Raw genomic sequence first — 21,387 nt, 5'->3', positions numbered from 1 at the left:
CAGCAATGCGCACCCTACGACAGGCAATCCGGCGTCAAATGAAGGTGAAAATCTCTTCACGCGGCAAGCGTGATTTTGGTAACGCGGCGTTGAAATCATCTTCGCTGCGGTAACCCAACGACACCAGAACCACGCTGGTAAAGCCCTTCTCGCGCAGACCGAGCGCCTGATCTAACGCGCGCGGATCAAATCCTTCCATCGGCGTGGCATCAATGCCCAACATCGCCGCGCCCAGCAGCAAACCACCCAGCGCCAGGTAAACCTGTTTTTCCATCCACTGCGGCACATCGCGCTGCTCGTAACGATGCATATCCACGTAGCTGCGGCGGCTCTTATCCTGCCCCGCTTTGCCTTCCGGCTTAGCGAATCGACCGTCAGCCTCTTCCTGCGCCAGCACATTTTGCAGATGCGCTTCATCCAGATCGGTACGCATGCACAGCGCGATAACGTGCGACGCGTTCAGCACTTTCGGGCTGTTATAGACGAACGCGCCGTCAGTGGATTTTGCCATCTGCTCGCGACCAGCAGCCGTTGAGGCCACGACAAAGTGCCACGGCTGCGAATTTACCGAAGACGGGCTGTTGCGCAGGACGTTCAGCAAGGTATCGATTTCGTCCTGCGGTAAATTTTTGCCGCCCGCAAAGGCTTTTACGGTGTGACGACGGGCGACTGCATCATTCAGTGTCATGTCAGATTCCTTGTTTTCGGATCAATAAAATTCTGGTGTCGACATTGCGCGATAAATCGCGCCGCTACAGCAGCGTGCAGTTATCTGTAGCGGCGCAATTTATTGCGCATGGTTAAAGCTTAAAACCCGCTCAGTACAATCTTGCCGCGCGCGCGTCCGCTCTCGATCAGCGCGTGGGCTTTACGCAAATTAGCGGCATTAATCGTGCCGTGATGTTCTCCCGCCGTGGTTTGCAGGGTTTTGTCATCAATCAACTGGCTGATGCGCTGCAGAATTTCATGCTGACGCTGCATATCGGCGGTGTGGGACAGCGAGCGGGTAAACATCAACTCCCAGTGCAGCGAAATGGCTTTACGCTTCAGCGGTACCGCATCCAGCGTTTCCGGATCGTCAATTAACGCCAGTTTGCCCTGCGGGGCGATAGCATCAATCAGCTGCGGGTAATAGCTGTCGGTATGGGTGAGCGAGGCGACATAGCGCACCTCCGGATGGCCAATCGCTGCCAGCTGCTCGCCCAGCGGACGGTGATGATCAATCACATGATGCGCGCCCAGTGAACGTACCCAATCGGCGGTTTCCGGGCGCGAGGCGGTACCGATCACCGTCAGTTTGGTGAGTTTGCTGGCGAGCTGAGTCAGCATCGAACCGACGCCGCCGCCTGCGCCGATAATCAGCAGCGCCGCGTTGTCTTCGGCCTGCACTTCCAGACGATCAAACAGCAACTCCCAGGCCGTAAGCGAGGTCAGCGGCAGCGCGGCCGCATCCGCCTCGTTCAGCAAACGTGGTTTGTGCCCGGCGATGCGTTCATCCACCAGCCCATATTCGGCATAGCTGCCCGCGCACGTGATATCACCAGCGTAAAACACGGCATCGCCCGGCTGGAACAGCGTAACGTCGCTGCCAATCGCCTCCACCACACCGACCGCATCCCAGCCCAGAATGCGCGGCTTATCGGTGGGCGCACCGGCGCGCACTTTGGTATCCACTGGATTCACCGCAATCGCGTGAATTTTTACCAGCAGATCGCGTGCGCCGGGTACCGGCTTCTCTACATCGAGTTCATACAGCGCATTTTCATCAGAAATCGGTAAACCGTTTTGGCTATAGACGATGGCTTTCATCGGACAGATCCTTATTCATCAGCAGGTTTCGTTAGTTGAACTCAGCATAGCGGGCTGCAGCGGATTGAAAAATGCCAGTTGCAGGTGAACACTTTCACTCTTAGAGTGAAAATCCCTGCTGACTACCCTGGCTAGAAAGAAGATGATCCGACTGGAAGATGTCACCCTATTTGTGCGTTCTGCCGCGTTAGGCAGCTTCTCGCGCGCGGCGCGTGAGGTGAATTTGTTACCTGGACAGGTCAGTGCGGCAATTCAGCGCCTGGAGCGGGAGTTAGATCGTCGCTTGTTTGCCCGTTCCACGCGCAGCCTGCGCCTGACCGCTGAAGGAGAAAAATACCTGCCCTATGCGCAGGAGATGCTGGCGCTGATGCATGCGGGCGCCGACAGCCTGCAAAACGATGAGGACGCCCTGAGCGGCGAACTGAAAATCGCCCTGCCATCCGATATTGGTCGCAACATCTTGCTGCCGCTGATCACCGACTTTTGTCGTCAACACCCTGCGCTCGCGGTGCGTCTCTCTTTCTCCGACCAAATCAGCGATGTGTTTCGCGATCCGGTGGATATTGCTATTCGCTACGGCAAGCTGGAGGACAGCAGTTACGTCGCGCTGCCGCTGGCCGAGGACAATCGCCGCGTGATGGTGGCATCGCCGGATTATCTCGATCGCCATGGACGCCCAGAAAAATTGGAAGATATCGCGCAATACCATCACTGTTTGCTGTTCATCATGGGCGGCCATGTTTATGACAAATGGACCTTTCCGCAGGAGGGCATGCGCCGGCAGATCACGGTGAAAAGCCGCATGCAGTGTGATGACGCCGAAGTGGCTCGCCGCTGGGCAATGGCGGGCATGGGTATCGCCTATAAATCCTGGATTGATGTGTGTGAGGATGTGCTGGCAGGAAGGTTGGAGATTGTCATGCCCGAGATGCCGGGTGAAAGTACCCCGCTGCATCTGATCTGCCCACACCGTAAACAGTTTTCTCCAGCGATTCGCGCGCTGCATGAGGTGTTGCGCCAGCCTCTACGTGCCTTAACGGCGAAGCTATGAGTTGACTCGTCCTCTCATCATCCGTACATCACCGATGAGATCGCCTATTGAATATACTTTGTCACCACCCCACCTGATTTTCTGAAATCGATAACCAGCACGTTATTATCTTTAAACGCGTCATAATCAGGCCCCTGAGAATGGTATTCCCGCGGCTTAATCATTCTCATCTCATCGCTGGCCTCCACGGTTTTTAGTGATAAGTTGACTTGCCACATCATTGCCTGCCAAATCCAGGGTTCTGACTCACCCAGCATTTTCATCCGAATATGGCTGATGATCGGGAAATTACGAATATTAATTCTTACGTCAGGTGCATCATTTAATTGTCCAATAAAGGCGACTGAGTCAATGGTCTGCGCAGGGAAAGAGGAGAAATCCATTTTAATTTGGTTCATCACACTCATTTGATATCGCTGATCGTTGACCACCGTATTGAAACACACCAGCATTAACACCAAATGGTAGCACAGCAGAATAAGGCTCGAACCTGCTAACAGTTTTATGCCGCGAGGAAATGCCAGCGTGCCCACATAAAAACAGAATAATAATGTAATACTCCACGCCATTAACATGCGCGGCGCAAACAGAGGCATCGCTAGCGCCAGTGATAAACCTGGCACCGCCAACACAGCGATAAAAAATGCAGGCAACAATAGCCATTTACCCGAGCTTGCATGACGTTGCACAGAACTGATTTTAGAGCTGATAATCACTGTACTGATCAACGCTATCACAATCGGTAGCAATACAAACACCAGCGCAGCCGCAGGATAGGCGTTAAGAAAGAATTCACTGTAGCGTTTTATGCTGGTCTGAATCACCGCCAATGATTCGAGATTAAGTGGCAATAACGTGAAGTGTTTAAGGGTATACCCGTCCATTTTGACCGGTAATAAATAGCTGATAAATAATTTATAGGCCAGGACCGCAATCAGCAAAGCCGCAACTTTACTCATCAGCCATTGCCATACCGGTTGATGGTGATAGACGCGAAAAAAGATAATTAACGCGATGCAGGCGATGTAAATATTCAGGCCGGATTGATAGAGCGCTTGAACCAGCAATAATAACAGTACACAGCAGATAATCGATTTATAGCGGCGGATTCCCTCTATTTGACTTGCCATCATCGCGCAGGAAATAGAGACCAGCATCGTTAGGCTGTCATAAGAGTAGAGCATCACCTGCGTTAAAAAAGGATTCAGAACAATGAACAGCGGAGGAATTAATGCCCAATAGCCATCGAGCCGAATTTGCAGCCTCTCGGTAAACACAACGCTGGCAATACTTAACGCCAACAATCCTATAATAAGGTTTAGCGGCGAGATATCACTGACGCTCTGCCCGAATGAGAGTATGGATTGCATAATCCAGGTCGCCGGTCTGCCGTTGGTTAACCATGTTTCCGTACTGCCATTCAGCACCCGATAGAGATCATCGCGGTAATAAATTTTACTGCTCCAAAGCGGGAGTGTTGCCAGTAAAGCTATCGCCATGGTGAAAACCATTTTATTCATGCGGCTGACGATAAAGGCATCATTGGCAGGCATTTCCACTCCGAATCAGTTGATTGATGAGCAAAAGTTTACGCGAGTCACTCAGTCAATATAGAAGGAAACGCTTAAGTCATTGAGACTATTCTCGTACCTTGCGCCAACTCTGTGAGCGTCGATGCAAAGTTGTAATGCGCAATTGCGCATAGCTTATGCAAACATGCGTTTTGGTTTAGCCAGAGCCGCGCTTTATGATTTTGAAATCATAAACTTTCAAGGATTTTTCCATGCGCGCCCTGACCTCGCGAATGATCGCGTCACTCACTCTTGCTGCTGCACTCTCTTTCTCGGTTCATGCAGAAGAGACTCTGCGTATCGGTTACCAAAAATCCTCCACCTTATTAACGCTCATCAAGCAGCGCGGTGAACTGGATAAGTCGCTGGCCGCTCGCGGCATTAAAGTGAGCTGGCACGAATTTACCAGCGGCCTGCCGCTGCTGGAGGCGCTGAATTTAAACAATGTGGATTTGTCTGCGGATGTGGCGGATACCGTCCCGGTATTTGCGCAGGCCGCCGGTGCCGATTTGACCTATTACGCACGTGAAACGCCATCGCCTGCTGCGCAAGCGATTCTGGTGCCGGCTAATTCGAGCATCAAAACGCTGCAGGATTTAAAGGGTAAGAAAATTGCCGTCACCAAAGCGGCCGGTAGCCATTATTTACTGATTGCCGCGCTGCAAAAGGCGGGATTGAAGTTCAGCGATATTACGCCGGCCTGGCTCACGCCGGCCGACGGCCGCGCGGCACTCGAACATGGCAGCGTGGATGCGTGGGTAACATGGGAACCCTTTGTCACCAGCTCAAAAGTCGAACAGCATTCACGCGTGTTAGTTAGCGGTAACGGTTTGGCCAGCTATCAGCGTTACTACCTGGTTTCGACGCCGTATGCGCAGAAACATAACGAGGTGCTGAACATTGTCTATCACGCGCTGGAGCAGGAATCAGCTTGGTTGAAAGCCCATCCCACCGACGCGGCGAAAATTCTGTCACCGCTGTGGGGGAATTTGCCGTTGGCCACCATCGAGCAAGCCAACCAGCAGCGCAGCTACGATATCGAACCGGTACAAAAAACCGATCTCGCCGAACAACAGAAAATTGCTGATGCCTTTTATAACGCCAAGCTGCTGCCGAAACCGATCAATGCCCAGGCGGTTGGCACCTGGCAGCCGTCAGCACATTAATTAGATATTGCTGGCTCTGTAGCGGCGATCTGACGCTGGGAGTCAAAATGTCAGGCGGCGAACACGTCGATTTAATTGTGTAATGCGCAAAACGCATTGAAGGGGCATCAAACTGATACCCCTTCACATTCTTAGGGATACAACCCACGCTCTTTGCGTGCTGTCAGAATCCGTTCACACGCCACCGCATAGGCAGCCGTTCTTAAGGTTGCGCCAATTTCCTGTGATTTTTGCCACACCGCCAGCAGCGCTTGTTCCATGATGCGGTCCAGCCGGGCGTTGATCTCATCCTCGCTCCAGAAAAAGCTGGAGAAGTCCTGTACCCATTCGAAATAACTCACGGTTACGCCACCGGCGTTACAAATCACATCGGGAACCACGATGATGTTTCGCTCGCGCAAAATGTCATCCGCGGTGGGTAAGGTTGGACCATTTGCTCCTTCAAGGACCAGGCGGCAGACCAGCTTTCTGGCACGATCGGCGGTAATTTGTCCTTCTAGCGCCGCCGGGATCAGAATGTCATAGCCTTGCTCCCAGAAGGCTTCGTGGCTGATGGCGGTGGCGCCGCTAAAACCGGCAATGCAGCCCTTCTGCTGTTGCCAGGCGACCAGCGCAGAAATATTGATACCATTCGCGTTGTAGAGCGTGGCGCTGTGATCCTGCACGCTGACCACTTTCGCTCCGGCCTCACTGAACAACTCTGCGGCGACGCTGCCGACGTTCCCCAATCCTTGCACCGCCACGCGGCAGTTTTCCAGTGACAGCCCGATGCGTTGCGCCATGGCTCTGCCGGTGATAAATACGCCGCGCCCGGTCGCTTTCACACGCCCCAGTGAACCGCCGAGATGGATTGGTTTGCCGGTGACCACGCCGGTGCAGGTGGTGCCGACATTCATCGACCAGGTATCCATCATCCACGCCATTACTTGCGGATTGGTACCGACGTCTGGCGCCGGAATATCCTGCTGCGGTCCAATAATAGTGCCGATTTCACTGGTATAGCGGCGCGTCAGCCTTTCCAGTTCTTTATGTGACAGCTCGCGCGGGTCGACACGAATGCCGCCTTTTGCGCCGCCAAACGGTAGATTGAGTGCGGCGCACTTCACCGTCATCCATGCTGACAGCGCCATCACCTCTTCCAGCGTGACATCTGGATGATAGCGCACGCCGCCTTTGCCGGGGCCGCGTGAGAGATTGTGTTGTACCCGATAACCTTCGAAATGACGCACGCTGCCATCATCCATTTCTAATGGAATATCAACGATTAATGCCCGCTTCGGGTGACGCAGCGTGTCGGCCCAGCGCGCCAGCTCTCCAAGATGTGGCAGCACGCGCTCAACCTGCGCCAGGTAGGTCGCCCACGCGGAATTGTTATCTGCTGAAACATACGAAAGTACACTCATCATTTCACCTTATTGCCGGATGCAGGGCGCACGATGGCCTCACAGGGCGATGTGATAGTTAGATGTTGCTGAGAAATGGCCGCGCGAGGCGGCCTGGATTATTTGCTGCGGCTGGCTTCGACGGTAAATTCATTCGCGGTAGCGAAGCCGCGTAAACCGCCAACCAGAACCGACATCAGCTGGGTTCCCACCTGTTTTTCCGTGAGTCCCACCGTGTCCAGCAAATCAAAAATTTCACGTGGATCGAAAAGGATATTCCACAGGAACACCGCCTTATCGCCGATATCTGGCAGTTCCATCTCTTCCATCGCTTCGCGTAGCGCGGGTCGCAGCGCGTCAGCCTGTACTAGCAGGTATTCCGCGCCTTCCCATAAGCGTTCCAGATAGCCGCGCCGATTACGCATCGGCACCATCGCCGCACCGCGCTCACGTACCAGCTTGATCCAGTAACGGCTGACTTTTTCCAGCTTCAGTAAACCGCTGCAGGATTGTTCCAGACTGTAATCCAACAGCAGTTGTCCCACGTCCTGACGATAAGCATTCAGCACCTCTTCTACCGACGTAAACTGACGATAGGCGGTGGCCACGGAGACGCCAGCTTCTGAGGCGATTTCCGTCATGCTTATCGGGGTTTCGGAGCGCTCGAACAAGCGGGCAGCTGCCTGAATCAGGTTCTTGCGGTTTCTTTCGGTATCACTGCGCATCGGTTTTCCCGTCATGGTGGGTGTGCTTCCTCAAACTTGCTGATGTTACTTGAAACTGGCCAGGCCGCGCTTCAAACGGCGCACACCTTCAATGATGGCTTCACTGCTGGCAGCGTAAGAGAGGCGTAAATGCCCTTCGCCCGCCGCGCCAAACTCACTGCCAGGCCGCACCGCGATGCCTTGTTCGCGCAGCAGCGATACCATATCAATCGCCGGAATCGCCAACGAATAAGCCGGGAAGCAGTAAAACGCGCCTTCTGGTTCATTCAGTTTTAGCTCTGGAATGGCCGATAATCCTTCCATCATCAGCACGCGACGCTGGCGGTAGACATCATACATACGTTTTACGTCATCTTTACACTGCGTCAGCGCCACCAGCGCCGCACGCTGCACCGCGCTGTTCACCGATCCGTTCACCGTATTGTGCACGCGCGCCGCAGCGGCGATCATCTCCGCTGGCCCCGCCAGATACCCCACGCGCCAGCCAGTCATCGCGAAGCTTTTGGAGAAAGTCTGACAGAACAGCGTGCGTCCGGCAAAAGCGGCAATATGCAGCACCGAAGTAAACGGACGATCGGTAAACACCAGATCGCTATAGGCTTCATCGGCAATTACCAGCGTATCGTGCTTATTCACCAGTTGGCCGAGCGCGTCAATTTCCGCGCGGCTGTGCACAATGCCGGTGGGATTGCCGGGATTGCAGAACACGAACAGTTTCGCGCCGTCGAGCGCGTGATCCAACCGATCCAAATCCCAGTGCAAATCAGCCCGGCACGGCATTGGCACGCAGATGCCGCCGGCCATATTTACTAAATCCGCGTACAGCGAATAGGTGGGATCGGGGATCACCACGCGGTCGCCAGGATTGACGATGGAGAGAATCGCCGCCGCCAGACCGGCGGTGCCGCCGTGGGTGACAAGGATCTCACCGGCTTTCACCGCTTTGCCGCTCTGTGCTGACACCTCATCCGCCAGCGCGCTACACAGTGCTTTGTCACCGAGCAACGGCGCGTAATGGGTATATCCCGCCTGCAGTGCTTCCACCGCCGCCTGCACAATCCGCGGCGGCGTGTCGAAATCCGGTTCGCCCATCGCCAGTGAAACCATATCGCCGCTGGACGCGGGTTGCTGCACCCGCAGCGAAGTGCGCTCTACGCGTAACACCGCCTCGGCGGCTTTAAACATTTGGCTCGACATAAGGTGTCCTATTCAGGTTTTTCACGTTCGGCCTGGCACGTTGCCGGGGCATTTTTCCAGCGGCTGATCTCGAGATCGCCGGAGAGATCGCGCAGGAAAGTCGGCGCGACAATCAACTCTTCCACCACCGTACGTGCCGGCAAACTGGCACACAGCAGAATGGCTTCAGCCACATCTTCCGGCTGCACCATGCCATCGCGAATTGCCTGATCCGGTGGATTGGCGCGGTTATCCATAATCGGCGTGTTCACCTCTCCCGGCAGAATGCAGGTTGAGCGAATGCCGTCATTGCGAAAGGTGTTGTGCAGATAGGTCATGAAGTTACGCACCGCCGCCTTCGCCGCGCCGTATGCCGCGCCGCCCAGCAGATTAGGCCGCAGCGCAGCGAGCGAGGAGACGGTGATGATGGTGCCGTCCTTGCGCGCTAACATCTCCGGCAGCAGCGCCTGCGTCAGCAGGAACACCGCTTTCATATTGACGTCCTGTACCTGATCCCACTCCTCTTCGGCAATCCAGCGCGCGTTCAGGGTTTTGCTGGCGCTACCGGCATTGTTGACCAGAATATCGACGCGTCCCAATTCGGCAATCGCCCACGCCACCAGCGCTTCAACCTCGGTTTTTTGCGCGATGTCTGCGGCATAAGCGCATACCTTGCCGCCCTGCGCCTGCAAGCTTGCTGCGACCTCGTCCAGCACCGACTGGCGACGCCCCACTAACACCACCTGGGCGCCACGTGCGGCAAATCCCGCCGCGGCTGCTTTGCCAATGCCGCTGCCAGCACCGGTAATCAGCACTACTTTTCCCGTTAACGAATCCATGCTTTAGCTCCTTTTAGCTTCATTCAGGTTCACGCCATAATCACGCAACGCGCCTGCTTCAGTGATGTAACCTTCCTGTACGTCCCACAAAATGGCCTTAAGATCGCGTTCGGCCACCGGCATCTTGCCGCCGCCACCTGGCATTTGAATGGTGACTTCATCGCCAGGTAACACATCATGGCGGCCGACGGGTTTCGCCAGCGATTCGCCGTTAATTGCCACAAAGTTAGGCGCACCCGCCGCCGCGCCCAAAACACCTTCTGCCGCGTGTTTTTGTCGCGAATAGAACATGCTGTGCGAAAGCGGATATTTGCTGGTATTACGAATCACCATGCGTTGCGCCACGCCGCCACGATAGCGACCGGCACCGCCGGAATCGGGAACGATGGATTTCTGCAGGAACAGCAGCGGTGTGGCAGATTCAATCAGTTCCACCGGCGTGGAGGACATGTTGCCGGGAAAGCCGGTGACAATGCCGTCTGCGGCAGGGCGTGCGCCGGTACCGCCGTTCACGCACAGGCTTTCAACAAACCGCCGCCCGTCATCAAACTGCCCGGCGAACACATCGCAAGTCACCGGCGCACTGCCGGAGTGGCCCATCACGCGATCCGGCATGATCTCCGCTAACGCAGTAAAAATCGCCGCGTGCGCCATATGCCCAACACGGTTGCGCATCTCGACCGCACAAGGTGGACGCGCATTGGCAATCGAGCCTTCCGGCGCGGTGACGGTGATGGATTTGAAGCAGCCTTCGTTATTCGGCAGATGCGGCTCCAGCAGGCACTTCAGCGGATAAACGCTGTAGGCATAGGTGAACGACATCGGACAGTTGCTGCCAAACAGCGATTCCGCGGAGGAGCCGGCGTAGTCGATAGTGATGTTGCTCCCCTCAACAATTACCGCCACGTTGAGATGGATATCCCCTTCATAGTCACCAATATCGACCGCCGCTTCATAGCGCCCATCCGGCACAGCCTCAATCGCTTTGCGCATGGCGATTTCAGTCAGCGAGTGAATTTTTTCCGCCAGCGGTGTAACGGATTCCAGCTGCAGGTCATCCATCAAACCCAGCAGACCGTTGGCACCTATCTGATTAGCCGCCAGCATGGCGTGCAGATCGCCCTCAACCTGATCCGGCGAGCGCACGTTGGCAAGGAACAGATCCAGCAGTTGCTGATTCACCTCACCCGCAATCATCAATTTGCTTGGCGGGATGAGGAAGCCCTCTTCGAACATGTCGCGCGACGATCCCATATTCAGCGAGCCGCCAATGTCCGACATGTGCGCCGCCGCGCCGGTAAACGCCACCAGCTTGCCCGCGCGGAACACCGGCGTGACCACCGTCACGTCATTGAGATGGCCGGTGCCGAGCCACGGATCGTTGGTGATCAGCGCATCACCGGGTTTTAGCGTCTCCGCCGGGAATTTTGCCAACAGATGGCGCACCGTGGCGGGTAGCGTGCCAATAAACACCGGGACGCTGGTTTTCGGTTGGGCCAGCGAACTGCCGCTGGCGTCCATCAGCAGGCAGGAGTAATCGCCAACTTCGCGGATAATGCTGGAAAACGCCATATTGACCAGCGTGGCCGCCGCTTCTTCCGAGATACTGACCAGCCGATCCCATGTAATGCGCAGACTAATGGGATCGTCGAGAAAACGCAGATGATCGGGGGTTGTCGCACTCATCAGTTCAGCTCCATCAAAATATTGCCTTGTGGGTCCAGCTGCGCTGACGCGCCAGGACCGACATAAATCGCGCACTCTTTTTCCTGCAGCAGCGCCGGGCCGTGAATCGCTTCACCGGTTACCAGCAAGCTGCGCGGGATCACGCGGCAGGCGCTAAAGCCCTGCTCGCGCCCCAGATACACCTGCAAGCTTTTCTCACGCGCTTCGGGTTCAGCGTGGCGCAATCGATCGCTGGTATTCAGCGTCGGCGGCGTGGTCTGCACGCGGCCACGCCAGTTCACCACTTCCACCCCTTGTCCCGGCAAGGTGCGACCAAAGCGCGCCAGGTGCGCCGCTTCAAAGGTATCGATTAAGGCGGTTACATCGCCTTGGGTGAGGAAGGTTTCCGGCAGCGTCACGGTCAGTTCCGAGCCTTGACCAACATAGCGCACGCCCGCGAGTTTCTGCTGAAGCGCGCTGTTGGGATCGGCGTTAGCCGCCGCCAGCGTAGTGATCGCTTCGTCAAAACCTTCGGCAAACAACGCCGCGATGCGTTTGACATCAATGCCCGGCTGCAGGCGGCAGCGATCGCTGCGTACGAAGTCGGCGCTTGGCGGTGCGGTTAGTAAACCGAAGGCGGAGTAAACGCCCGCACCATTGGGGAAATAGACGCGCTTGACGCTCAGCTGTTTTGCCAGCGACCAGGCGTGGCTCGGGCCTGCGCCGCCGAACGCCAGCATGGTCATCTGTGCTGGACTCACGTTTTTCTCAACGCAATGGGTGCGCAGTGCCTCGGACATTTTGCTATTGGCGACTTCGTGAATGCCCCAGGCGGCATCTTCAATGCTCAATCCGAGCGGCTCGGCCACGCGGCGTATTGCCTGACGCGCCGCCGCAACATCCAGCGGCATGCGTCCGCCGAGGAACGCATCGGGATCGAGCAAGCCCAGCACCAGGTTGGCGTCGGTGACGGTTGGCCGTTCGCCGCCGCGCGCGTAGCACGCCGGCCCCGGCCAGGCGCTGGCACTTTCCGGACCGATTTCCAGCAACCCGAGTGAATCGACGCGGGCGATACTGCCGCCGCCGGCACCAATCTCAATCATGTCCACCACCGGCAGCTTGACCGGCAACCCGCTGCCTTTCAGCAAGCGATCCGCACGCCCGACTTCATAATCAATGGTGATGGAGGGTTGGCCATCGCGCACCACACAGGCTTTGGCCGTGGTGCCGCCCATATCAAACGCCAGCACCTGCGGCTGGGCGTTTTTCCGGGCAAAGGCGGCAGTGGCGACAATACCGCCCGCCGGGCCGGATTCGATGATGCGCGTGGGATAATCAGCGGCAACCTGCGGTGCCATTAACCCCCCGTTCGATCCCATCACCAGCCAGTCGCAGACGAAGCCGCCCTCACGCAGTTTGTTCTCCAGACGCGCCATGTAGCGTCGCGCTTTGGGCTGAACAAACGCATTCATGGCGGTTAATACGCCGCGGTCGTATTCGCGGATTTCACGCGACACTTTGTGCGAAACCGAGATCGACACACCGGGCAGTTCGCGGCTGAAAATAGCCTCGATTTGATTCTCATGATCCGGCCAGGCATAGGCATGCATACACAGCACGGCAACCGCTTCATAGCCTTTGTCGCGCAGCTCTGCAGCCAGCTGCACTACTTCGGCTTCGTCGAGCGGCGTAATTACCGCGCCGCGCGCCGTCACGCGTTCGCTAATTTCATATGACTGCGAACGCGGCAGTAACGGCTGTGCCGGTGCACCGTTCAGGTCGTAGATGTCATAACGATACTCACGCCCCAGCACCAGCACGTCTCGGAAACCGCGCGTGACCACCAAGGCGGTCTTCGCGCCCCGTCGTTCCAGCAGCGCATTGATAGCCAGCGTGGTGCCATGGGTGATGGTATGGATGTCGCTGGCTTTAAGCCCGGCCATTTCCACCAGCTGAGTTAAGCCGGTGTAGGCACCTTCCGAAGGGTCCTCCGGCGTGGTGAGGGTTTTATGCCTCAGCGCTTCGCCAGAGATATCATTCAACAGCACCAGATCGGTAAAGGTGCCGCCAATATCAAACCCTATCCGCCAGGGTGACGCGTTTTTCATAGTGACCTCGAAATCCAGATGTGAGCTGATTGCCACGGCATTCACTCGGCAGCGAGTGGCTTACCGGCGGTTTCTTTCAGATACAGCGTGCTGATGAGCGTCAGCGCGGCGGTGAAAATCACCATATAGCTGGGAATACTGGCGATGCCGGTCAGACCGATTAGCCAGGTCATTAGCAATGGCGCGGAGCCGCCAAAGATCACCGTGGAAAGGTTGAAACCGATGCTGTAGGCGCTGTAACGCACGTTGGTAGGAAACATTTCGGCCAGCGTGGCTTGAATCACGCCAGCATGTCCGGCGAAGGCAAAGGCCAGCAGAATCGCCGCCATACACGCCAGCGGGAACATGCCGAGCGTCAACAGCCAGAAACAGGGCCAGGCCAGTACCGCCATGGCGATAGCGGAGGCCACCAGCAGCGGCTTACGCCCCAGACGATCCGACAGCCAGGCCATCATCGGAATCGCGCCAATAATGGTGATCAACCCGCAGGCGGTGACCATCAGGCTTTGAATCTGCTGGAAGTGCATTACTTTGTTCAGGTAAGTCGGCATGTAGACAAACAGGATGTAATAGCCAGGTCCGTTGACCGCCGGCAAGGTGATCGCCAGTCCAATCGCTTTCAGATGACGCTTTGAGGAAAGCACTTCACGCAGCGGATTGCGCACCACGCGCTTGTTGGCTTTTACCATCTGAAAGTGAGGCGTATCTTCAATGCGCGTGCGGATGTAGACGCCAATCAACGCCATTGGAATAGCCAGCAAAAACGGCACGCGCCACACCCAGGCGGTCATCGCCTCGCTGCCGAACACGTTGATCAATCCACTGATCAGCAAGCTGCCGAACAGCAGAGCGATAAACGATCCCATTACCAGCGGTGACATCACCATCGCGCGGCGGTGATCTTCGGCATACTCCGCGACGAACGAACCCGCACCGGAGACTTCACCACCGGCAGAAAAGCCCTGCACAATGCGCAGCAAAATCAGCAGCGCCGGTGCCGCCCAGCCGATGCTGGCGTAGCTGGGCAACAGGCCAATTGCCGCTGTCGCCAGTGAAATCATCAGCAGTAAAATCGCCAGCAGCTTCTGACGCCCCATTCTGTCGCCGAGATAACCACAGATCACGCCGCCAAAGGGGCGAACAAAAAAACTCACGGTGAAGCCGAGGTAAGTCAGCATCAGGCCTGAGTCGCTGCTACTCATGTCACTGGCGGAAAACACCAGCACCAGCGAGCTAACTAATAAGCCGTAAATACCGTAGTCATACCATTCAACAAACGAGCCGACACCGCCCGCCAGAGAGGCGCGACGTACGACGTTATTTTTGGTTGTTCCGTCCTTCGGCAAAGCGTAATCCATTGTTACCGCATGTGATTTCGTCATTGGTTTGCCCTGAAAGTGTGTTGATACATCCCCGGAATTCGTGAAGCCAAAGGCTTACTTATATTGACGCGTCACTTCTGCCGTCATCTCTGCTTCACGGCGTGCGACTTCCTGCACCGCCGCTAATACCGCCTCTGCACGCCAGAACGGAATGATGATGACGCCATCATCGTCGCCAACCACAATATCGCCGGCGCAGCACACCACGCCGCCAATCGCGACCGGCTCACCGATGACGCCAGGACCGTTTTTGAACGGACCTGCCGGCGTGGTGCCGCGACAGAATGTGGGTAAGCCGGTGGACTCAATCACGCTGCGATCGCGAACCGCGCCGTCGATAACCTGCGCCACCGCACCGGCATGCTGAAAACGCTGCGTCAATTGCTCGCCCACCAGCGCCCGATCGATGTGTCCCTGGCCATTGATCATCATCACGTCGCCCGGCTGGATGTAATCCAGTGCGCGAATCACCGCAGCGTTATCGCCTGCCGTGACCTGCACCGGAAAGGCAAAACCGACAAATGCCGTTTTTGAGGAGACCGGAACAATGCCACCATCGCACATATTCAGTCTTTCCATCGCATCACCAATATTGGCAACCGGAAATTCAGCAAATGCCGCCAGCCATTTATTCTCTGGGCGCTGCCATGAGGTAGAAATACGCACTTCAGCCGTTTCAAGAGCCATTGTTGGTCACCTTTAAAATGAGAAATAATTAGCAAGTGAGAAACTTTTATCATTTTAAAAAATGGGTATGCAACGGTTTTTTTACATGAATATGACAGGTGCGAGGTTTTAAATTAACCACGAGATGGGAAACTCACACGGAAGAATCACAAATAAACATATGATAGATAACAATAATTTTAGCAAGTTATTTATTACCTGCAGCTGGCATAAATCGAAATAAAGCGGATTGTACGCAGATATATTGTTTTCTTATGTCGATTTCATGATTAGCAGCACAAATTCGGTGCATTATTTATTAAATTGAGGGATGAGCGTCACAAATTAGTGCAGGAGTTAATAAATCGTCATAAGCAAATAAATAATGCCTGCAGTTTTCAGCGGTTAAATATTTGCGGGTAGGGTTAAATTGCACCGTTGCGGTGCGTAGAGGGATGAGTGGTCGCCATAAATGGCGACCCTACGAACGGCTATGCCGGTTTTCCTGCATTAACTCATTATCATCACATCAATTTTCCCTGGAAAATTGGCACCGATTCGAACAGATAACCGTCGAAGTCTGGTGCATCCGCATCGGACAACTCCAGCAGCGTGTTCTTGACGTTTTCCAGGTGCTGCCACATCGCCTGCCTGGATCCCATCACATCACGACGTCGCAGCGCCGCCAGAATCGTTTGATGATCGCCCAACCACTTCAGGCGATAGGCGCGGGTTTCATACTGCGGTCGCAACTGCTGCCAAAGCGGGCTGGCTTCGTGATGACGCCAGACGCTGGTGACCGTGTCGAGCAGCATCTGATTTTGCGTTGCGCCCGCTAACAGCAAATGAAATAACTTATCGTTATCCTGGCTGCTGTCATTGAGTGCGATGGCGCGCTGCTCCTGCTCAAGCGTACGACGCAGGTTTTCGATATCGGCTTTGGTGGCCATTTTGGCGGCGAAGGCCGCAATGTTGCTCTCCAGCAGCTGACGCGCCTGCAACATCTCGAACGGGCCAACATCGCTGCGGAAAAAGGCCTCTTCCGCATCTTCACTGGCGGAAGGAATGCGCATCACGTATACGCCGGAGCTCTGGCGAATATCTACGGTGCCTTCCAGCTCCAGCATCAGCAACGCTTCACGCACAATGGTGCGGCTCACGCCCCAGGTTTCAGCTAACTGGCGCTCAGGCGGCAGTCGTGAGCCAACGGGATAATGGCCATCAAGGATTTGCTGACGCAGATGTTGACCAATTTCCTGATACTGCTTTTTCTCTTGTGGCGCTTCGGCTTTTTCCACGCTCTCACCCTTTTCCATCATGGTGCACCAGGTCCGGTCGCATCCTCTGCGAGCCGGAACCCTACTGCTATCTGGGCACTAGTGTACCAAAGCCAGCGCCTGATCGAGTACCTTTGCACCATTCAACGTGCCGTACGCCACGCTATCAATCACCGCAATCGGCAGCTGATAGCTGTCGGTCAACTTTTTATTCTCCTCCAGCTTAAAGCGTACCTGCGGCCCCAGCAGCACCACGACCACCTCCTGGCCGTAATTTTGTAACTCTTCACGCAGGTTTTGCTCGGGGATGGCATAAATTTGATACGCAAGGCCACGTGCTACCGCCTCTTTTTCAATGCGGGTGACCAGCAGCGAAGTCGACATGCCGGCCGCGCAGGCAAGAATAATACGTTTCATAGGTCGTCCTTATTTGGCTTCATCGTCAATATTGAGGGTCAATTGCTGCGAGTCACGCAACTGACGGAACCAGTGCGCCGATTTCTTCATCCGCCGCTGGCGTTGATTGTCGAGATCAATCTCGATCAGTCCGTAGCGGTTTTTGAACGCATTCATCGGTGAAACATTGTCGGTGAACGCCCACAGCATATAGCCCAGACAGTTGCTGCCCGCTTCACGCGCGCGCACCGCCTGGTAAAGATGTTCAGCAATAAAGTTAATGCGGTAGTCGTCCTGAATTTCCCCCTGCGCATTCTTAAATTGCGCTTCGTTTTCGATGCCCATGCCGCTCTCCGCCACAAACCACGGCAGATTGCCGTACTCCTCTTTCATACGCTGCGCCATGTCGAAAACGATGCGCGGCTGAATTTCCCAACCGCGCGAACTGTTCATGCGGCGGCCCGGTAACTCAAAATGCTCGTAATAAAAAGCGGGGTGAAACGGCGTCTCCGGATGCCAGGCACGGGAAGGCGCTTTCACGCGATGCGGATAGTAAAGATTGAGCCCCACTTCATCGACGGTATTGGCGGCGATGATCGCCAGCTCCTCCTCCGTCGCGTCCCACTGCACGTCATGTTTAGCCAGCAGCTGAAGCAGTTCAGCGGGATAGGTACCTTTGATCGCCGGGTCGAGAAATACCCGGTTATAAAACAGATCGTAACGTTGCGCGGCTTGAACATCGTGCGCGGCAGACGATCGCGGATAAGTCACCTCAGGATTAAGAATGGTGCCAATCGTGCCGGCGTATCCCTGCTGGCGGAACAGTTTCACCACCTTCGCCGTGGCAAGATTTTTATGGTGATTCCACTGCATCCATTTATGCGTGTTCTGCTCATAGGGCCAGCGTATCGCATCAAGATAGACGCGGGTCTGCACCACAATCGGCTCATTAAAAACAAACCAGCGCGTCACTTTTCCGGCGTAGCGGGCAAACACCTTTTCGACATAGCGCGTAAATAGCTCGACCACATGCTTTGACTGCCAGCCGCCATACGCCTCCAGCAATTGCAGCGGCAGTTCGTAATGTTCGAGGCATAACATCAGTTCAATGCCCTGGCGCTGCATCTCATCAATCAACTGGTCGTAATAGGCCGCGTACTCTTCATCAACAATCGCGTTCTCATAATCGGTGAGAAAACGTGACCAGTTGATGGAGGTGCGATAGTGCGTCAGCCCTGCCGCTTTCATTAACGCCACATCTTCGCGAAACCGGTTGATAAAATCCGTCGCCACTGCCGGCCCGTAACCGTTATGCCAGACATGACGATCCAGCTGATACCAGGCATCGAGGTAAGAGTCCTGCCCCGCTTTTTTGCCACTCCAGCCTTCGGTTTGCCAGGCCGACGCCGCCGCGCCGAGAATAAAGCCTTGCGGCAGCCTAATGGTGTGCTTACTCATAGGTTCTCCTTAATTTTGTGCCAGCTCTGCCTGCAAATTTTTCGCTTCCGCCGCTTCAGCTCGACGCGCAGCCACTTTGACAAAGGGCAGATAAATCAATACCGAAACCACGATGCAGATAATTTGTGTCACCACCGCACCCATCGAACCGGCGGTAGAGAGCCACGCGTTGATGATCGGCGGCGTGGTCCAGGGAACCATCACCACCGCTTTACCGGCGAAACCCATCACCGTGGCGAAATAGCCAATCGAACCGGTAACCAGCGGCGTAATGATGAAGGGAATGGCAAGAATGGGATTGAGCATGATCGGCATACCAAAAATCACCGGCTCATTAATATTAAACAGGCCCGGTCCAAACGACAGTTTGGCGATTTCACGCATCTCTTTACGTTTGGTGGCAATCATCACCGCGGTTAACAAACCAATCGTCAGGCCTGAACCGCCAATGCTCATATACACATCCCAGAACGGCATGGTGATGATGTTTGGCGCTTCCTTACCCTGCTCGAAGGCGTTCATGTTGACCAGAATTGCCCCCAGCAGCAGCGGCTCGCGAATCGGTTTCACCATTTGGTTGCCGTGAATACCAATCACCCAAAACAGCTGGGCAACAAACATCAACAGCAGAATGCCCCACAGGCTCTGCACCACTGACTCCAGCGGCTGCTGCACCACTTTATATACGGCGTCATACAGGTACATGCCGGTGATCTGATGGAAGATAAAGCCAAAGGTAGCCACCAGCGTGACGGTGATGATCGACGGAATCAGCGCGGAAAATGACGCGGCCACGTTCGGCGGCACGGTATCCGGCATCTTGATTTTCAGCCGCTCAACCTGCTCCAGCCGGCAATAAATCTCCACCGAGAGAATGGCAATAAACATGCCGAGGAACAGACTTTTGGTATCGGAGAACTGTTTCGCCAACACATCGGTGACCACATGCATCTGCCCGTCCACCAGCATTTGCAGCGTGGTGGGCGTGACGGAGATAAAACAGATGATCGCCAATAAGCCCGGAAACAGCGTTTTAATGCCGTTGATGCGGCCGAGTTCAATACCAATCAGGAACACTGCACCAATATTCAGAAAGCTCAGCGTCGCGTAATTAATACTGCTGGTGATCGGTTTTAAATCGGCGAGAAACGACAGTGACGCGAAACTGGCGAGGCCATTTTTCGGGTCGAGCACCATGTTAGAAATCAGCACCGAAAAAGCACCGACAATAATCACCGGCATCAAGGTAATAAACGAGGCTTTGATCGCCATGATGTAGCGGTAGCTGTTGAATCGCGTGGCAAAGCTACCCAGTGAATCGATAAGACGTTCCTGTAGAGACATTGGTCAACCCTCAGCGGTTTTAAGTGTTATGCGTGAGCTTGATGGTTCGTGGCATACCAAAATGGCGATTATCGTGATTAATTTCTGTGATCCTGCTCGCGGAACCTCTTTTTGGTATTCCGGTAGCATCGTCAACGTTAATTTGGCATACCAATAAGTGAGGCGGCTATGGATTTTGAACAAACGATGATGGAGTTGCTGATTAATGCCGGTGAGGCGAGATCGCAAGCCATGATGGCGATTCAGCAAGCCCGCAAAGGCGACTGGCAAGGGGCGGATGACGCGTTAGCGGCGTCGGACGAGGCAGCAAAGGCGGCGCATAAGATCCAGACTGCGTTAATTGGCGCCGATGAAGGCAGCGGCAAAGTGCCGGTCACGCTGATTATGGTGCATGCACAGGATCATCTAATGACGGCGATGCTCTGCCGCGACCTGGCGGGCGAGTTAGTGCTGTTGCGTAAGGAGTTGCACAGTCAGTGATGCCGCAGCAACGATAGATATCTAAACACCTATAGCACTCTGGCAGATTGCATTTTTCGGCGATATAACGTTAATTCCCATCAGCCATCGCAGAGGAACCTATGGCGCTTTCACATGAATTGATTTTGATCTACACCACTTATTTCGTCGCCACCGCCAGTCCGGGTCCCAGCAACATGGCGATTATGGGCACGGCCATGAAACAGGGACGCGGCGCGGCGTTAGCCTTAGCCAGTGGCGTGATTGGCGGTTCGATGATGTGGGCGCTGTTGGCGGCCTGCGGCGTACTCACCGTGTTGGCTACCTTCGCGCAACTGCTGATTGTGCTGAAGATTGGCGGTGGTTTATATCTGCTGTGGCTGGCCTATAAGGCTGGAAAATCGGCACTGCGTAAGTCGAATGTCGGGGAATTAGCGCCGGGCAACGAAAAAGCGCGTTTTGGCACAATGTTCCGTCAGGGGATTTTAATGCACGTCGGCAATCCCAAGGCGATCCTGACCTGGGTAGCCATCATGTCGGTAGCGCTTAAACCGGGTGCCGCTGCGTCAACCTTACCGATGATTATCGCTGGCTGTGCGGCAATTTGCGTGCTGGTGTTTGGGGGCTATGCGCTGCTGTTTTCCACCGCAGTGATGGCGGCCTTCTATCGCCGCATCCGCCGTGGATTAGATGCGTTACTGGCCTGTTGCTTTACCGTTGCGGGTTTGAAGTTGGTGTTCAGTCGCAGCTGAGGTCGATACGGTCGCCATTAATGGCGTAATCCCAATCAGTTAAGCGCTGAGCGACTTTCGTTCGCCATCGGCTGAGGCAGTTTCAGCTATGCCGTGCGGCGACCGAGCAGAGGACGCCTGGCCGCGCCCTCTGCACTCCCGGGCCCTGCGCCAGCCCATCC

Annotated in this window: 19 protein-coding genes; 4 read left to right on the top strand and 15 right to left on the bottom strand. The window is 55.2% G+C overall.

Annotated features, from left to right (window positions below):
- Window positions 1–34 precede the first annotated feature (34 nt).
- Entirely contained in the window at window positions 35–688 is a 654-nt protein-coding gene (locus tag AC790_RS19135; protein WP_009128298.1) for an oxygen-insensitive NAD(P)H-dependent nitroreductase NfsB, read from the bottom strand.
- A gap of 119 nt (window positions 689–807) precedes the next feature.
- A complete protein-coding gene (locus AC790_RS19130) occupies window positions 808–1,809 on the bottom strand; it encodes a zinc-binding alcohol dehydrogenase family protein (protein ID WP_049852828.1) in 1,002 nt (333 codons plus the stop codon).
- A gap of 142 nt (window positions 1,810–1,951) precedes the next feature.
- Between AC790_RS19130 and AC790_RS19125 the strand changes: the two genes are divergently transcribed.
- Window positions 1,952–2,860 carry a LysR family transcriptional regulator gene (locus AC790_RS19125; RefSeq protein ID WP_049852827.1) on the top strand — a complete coding sequence of 303 codons (909 nt, stop codon included), beginning with the start codon at window positions 1,952–1,954 and terminating at the stop codon, window positions 2,858–2,860.
- Window positions 2,861–2,904: 44 nt separating this feature from the next.
- On the opposite strand, the gene AC790_RS19120 is transcribed toward AC790_RS19125, so the two are convergent.
- Entirely contained in the window at window positions 2,905–4,413 is a 1,509-nt protein-coding gene (locus AC790_RS19120; protein WP_049852826.1) for a glucosyltransferase domain-containing protein, read from the bottom strand.
- Between the two features lie 230 nt (window positions 4,414–4,643).
- Between AC790_RS19120 and AC790_RS19115 the strand changes: the two genes are divergently transcribed.
- Complete coding sequence (locus AC790_RS19115; protein WP_049852825.1) at window positions 4,644–5,597, top strand: aliphatic sulfonate ABC transporter substrate-binding protein; 954 nt, start codon at window positions 4,644–4,646, stop codon at window positions 5,595–5,597.
- Window positions 5,598–5,728: 131 nt separating this feature from the next.
- Here the strand turns inward: AC790_RS19115 and AC790_RS19110 are convergent, their stop codons facing one another.
- The 12 genes from AC790_RS19110 to AC790_RS19055 all read right to left on the bottom strand — a co-directional run bounded on the left by AC790_RS19110 (window position 5,729) and on the right by AC790_RS19055 (window position 20,015).
- Window positions 5,729–7,000, bottom strand: coding sequence for a Glu/Leu/Phe/Val dehydrogenase (locus AC790_RS19110; RefSeq protein WP_049852824.1), 1,272 nt, complete (start codon window positions 6,998–7,000; stop codon window positions 5,729–5,731).
- A gap of 98 nt (window positions 7,001–7,098) precedes the next feature.
- Window positions 7,099–7,719, bottom strand: a complete 621-nt coding sequence (locus AC790_RS19105; RefSeq protein WP_082204297.1) for a TetR/AcrR family transcriptional regulator — start codon at window positions 7,717–7,719, stop codon at window positions 7,099–7,101.
- Between the two features lie 30 nt (window positions 7,720–7,749).
- Entirely contained in the window at window positions 7,750–8,901 is a 1,152-nt protein-coding gene (locus tag AC790_RS19100; RefSeq protein WP_049852823.1) for a pyridoxal phosphate-dependent aminotransferase, read from the bottom strand.
- 8 nt (window positions 8,902–8,909) lie between these two features.
- The gene (locus AC790_RS19095) at window positions 8,910–9,719 is read right to left on the bottom strand and encodes an SDR family oxidoreductase (RefSeq protein ID WP_049852822.1); all 810 of its coding nucleotides are present in this window, start codon (window positions 9,717–9,719) and stop codon (window positions 8,910–8,912) included.
- Between the two features lie 3 nt (window positions 9,720–9,722).
- Complete coding sequence (locus tag AC790_RS19090) at window positions 9,723–11,405, bottom strand: hydantoinase B/oxoprolinase family protein (RefSeq protein ID WP_049852821.1); 1,683 nt, start codon at window positions 11,403–11,405, stop codon at window positions 9,723–9,725.
- A complete protein-coding gene (locus AC790_RS19085; protein WP_049852854.1) occupies window positions 11,405–13,492 on the bottom strand; it encodes a hydantoinase/oxoprolinase family protein in 2,088 nt (695 codons plus the stop codon). The genes AC790_RS19090 and AC790_RS19085 overlap by 1 nt, the downstream gene beginning before the upstream one ends.
- A gap of 41 nt (window positions 13,493–13,533) precedes the next feature.
- Window positions 13,534–14,874, bottom strand: coding sequence for an MFS transporter (locus AC790_RS19080; RefSeq protein WP_049852820.1), 1,341 nt, complete (start codon window positions 14,872–14,874; stop codon window positions 13,534–13,536).
- 54 nt (window positions 14,875–14,928) lie between these two features.
- Window positions 14,929–15,561: an aldolase gene (locus tag AC790_RS19075; protein ID WP_049852819.1), complete on the bottom strand. Its 633-nt coding sequence runs from the start codon at window positions 15,559–15,561 to the stop codon at window positions 14,929–14,931.
- Window positions 15,562–16,064: 503 nt separating this feature from the next.
- On the bottom strand, window positions 16,065–16,838 hold the full coding sequence (locus AC790_RS19070; protein WP_049852853.1) for an FCD domain-containing protein: 774 nt from the start codon (window positions 16,836–16,838) through the stop codon (window positions 16,065–16,067).
- A 78-nt stretch (window positions 16,839–16,916) separates the two neighbouring features.
- Window positions 16,917–17,234, bottom strand: a complete 318-nt coding sequence (locus tag AC790_RS19065) for a PTS sugar transporter subunit IIB (protein WP_049852818.1) — start codon at window positions 17,232–17,234, stop codon at window positions 16,917–16,919.
- Window positions 17,235–17,243: 9 nt separating this feature from the next.
- Window positions 17,244–18,671 carry a glycoside hydrolase family 1 protein gene (locus tag AC790_RS19060; RefSeq protein WP_049852817.1) on the bottom strand — a complete coding sequence of 476 codons (1,428 nt, stop codon included), beginning with the start codon at window positions 18,669–18,671 and terminating at the stop codon, window positions 17,244–17,246.
- 9 nt (window positions 18,672–18,680) lie between these two features.
- Window positions 18,681–20,015 (bottom strand): PTS sugar transporter subunit IIC, encoded by a 1,335-nt coding sequence (locus AC790_RS19055; RefSeq protein ID WP_049852816.1) that lies wholly within the window; start codon window positions 20,013–20,015, stop codon window positions 18,681–18,683.
- Window positions 20,016–20,183: 168 nt separating this feature from the next.
- Here AC790_RS19055 and AC790_RS19050 point away from each other — a divergent pair, with 168 nt between their 5' ends.
- Window positions 20,184–20,495, top strand: a complete 312-nt coding sequence (locus tag AC790_RS19050) for a PTS lactose/cellobiose transporter subunit IIA (protein WP_049852815.1) — start codon at window positions 20,184–20,186, stop codon at window positions 20,493–20,495.
- Window positions 20,496–20,596: 101 nt separating this feature from the next.
- Window positions 20,597–21,226: a LysE family translocator gene (locus AC790_RS19045; protein WP_049852814.1), complete on the top strand. Its 630-nt coding sequence runs from the start codon at window positions 20,597–20,599 to the stop codon at window positions 21,224–21,226.
- The last annotated feature ends 161 nt before the right edge of the window (window positions 21,227–21,387 follow it).

It is taken from the genome of Pantoea sp. RIT-PI-b (genome assembly GCF_001187905.1).
Taxonomy (GTDB): domain Bacteria; phylum Pseudomonadota; class Gammaproteobacteria; order Enterobacterales; family Enterobacteriaceae; genus Pantoea; species Pantoea nemavictus.
Note: the sequence above shows the minus strand (reverse complement) of the source record. Positions and strands in the feature narration are given on the sequence as shown.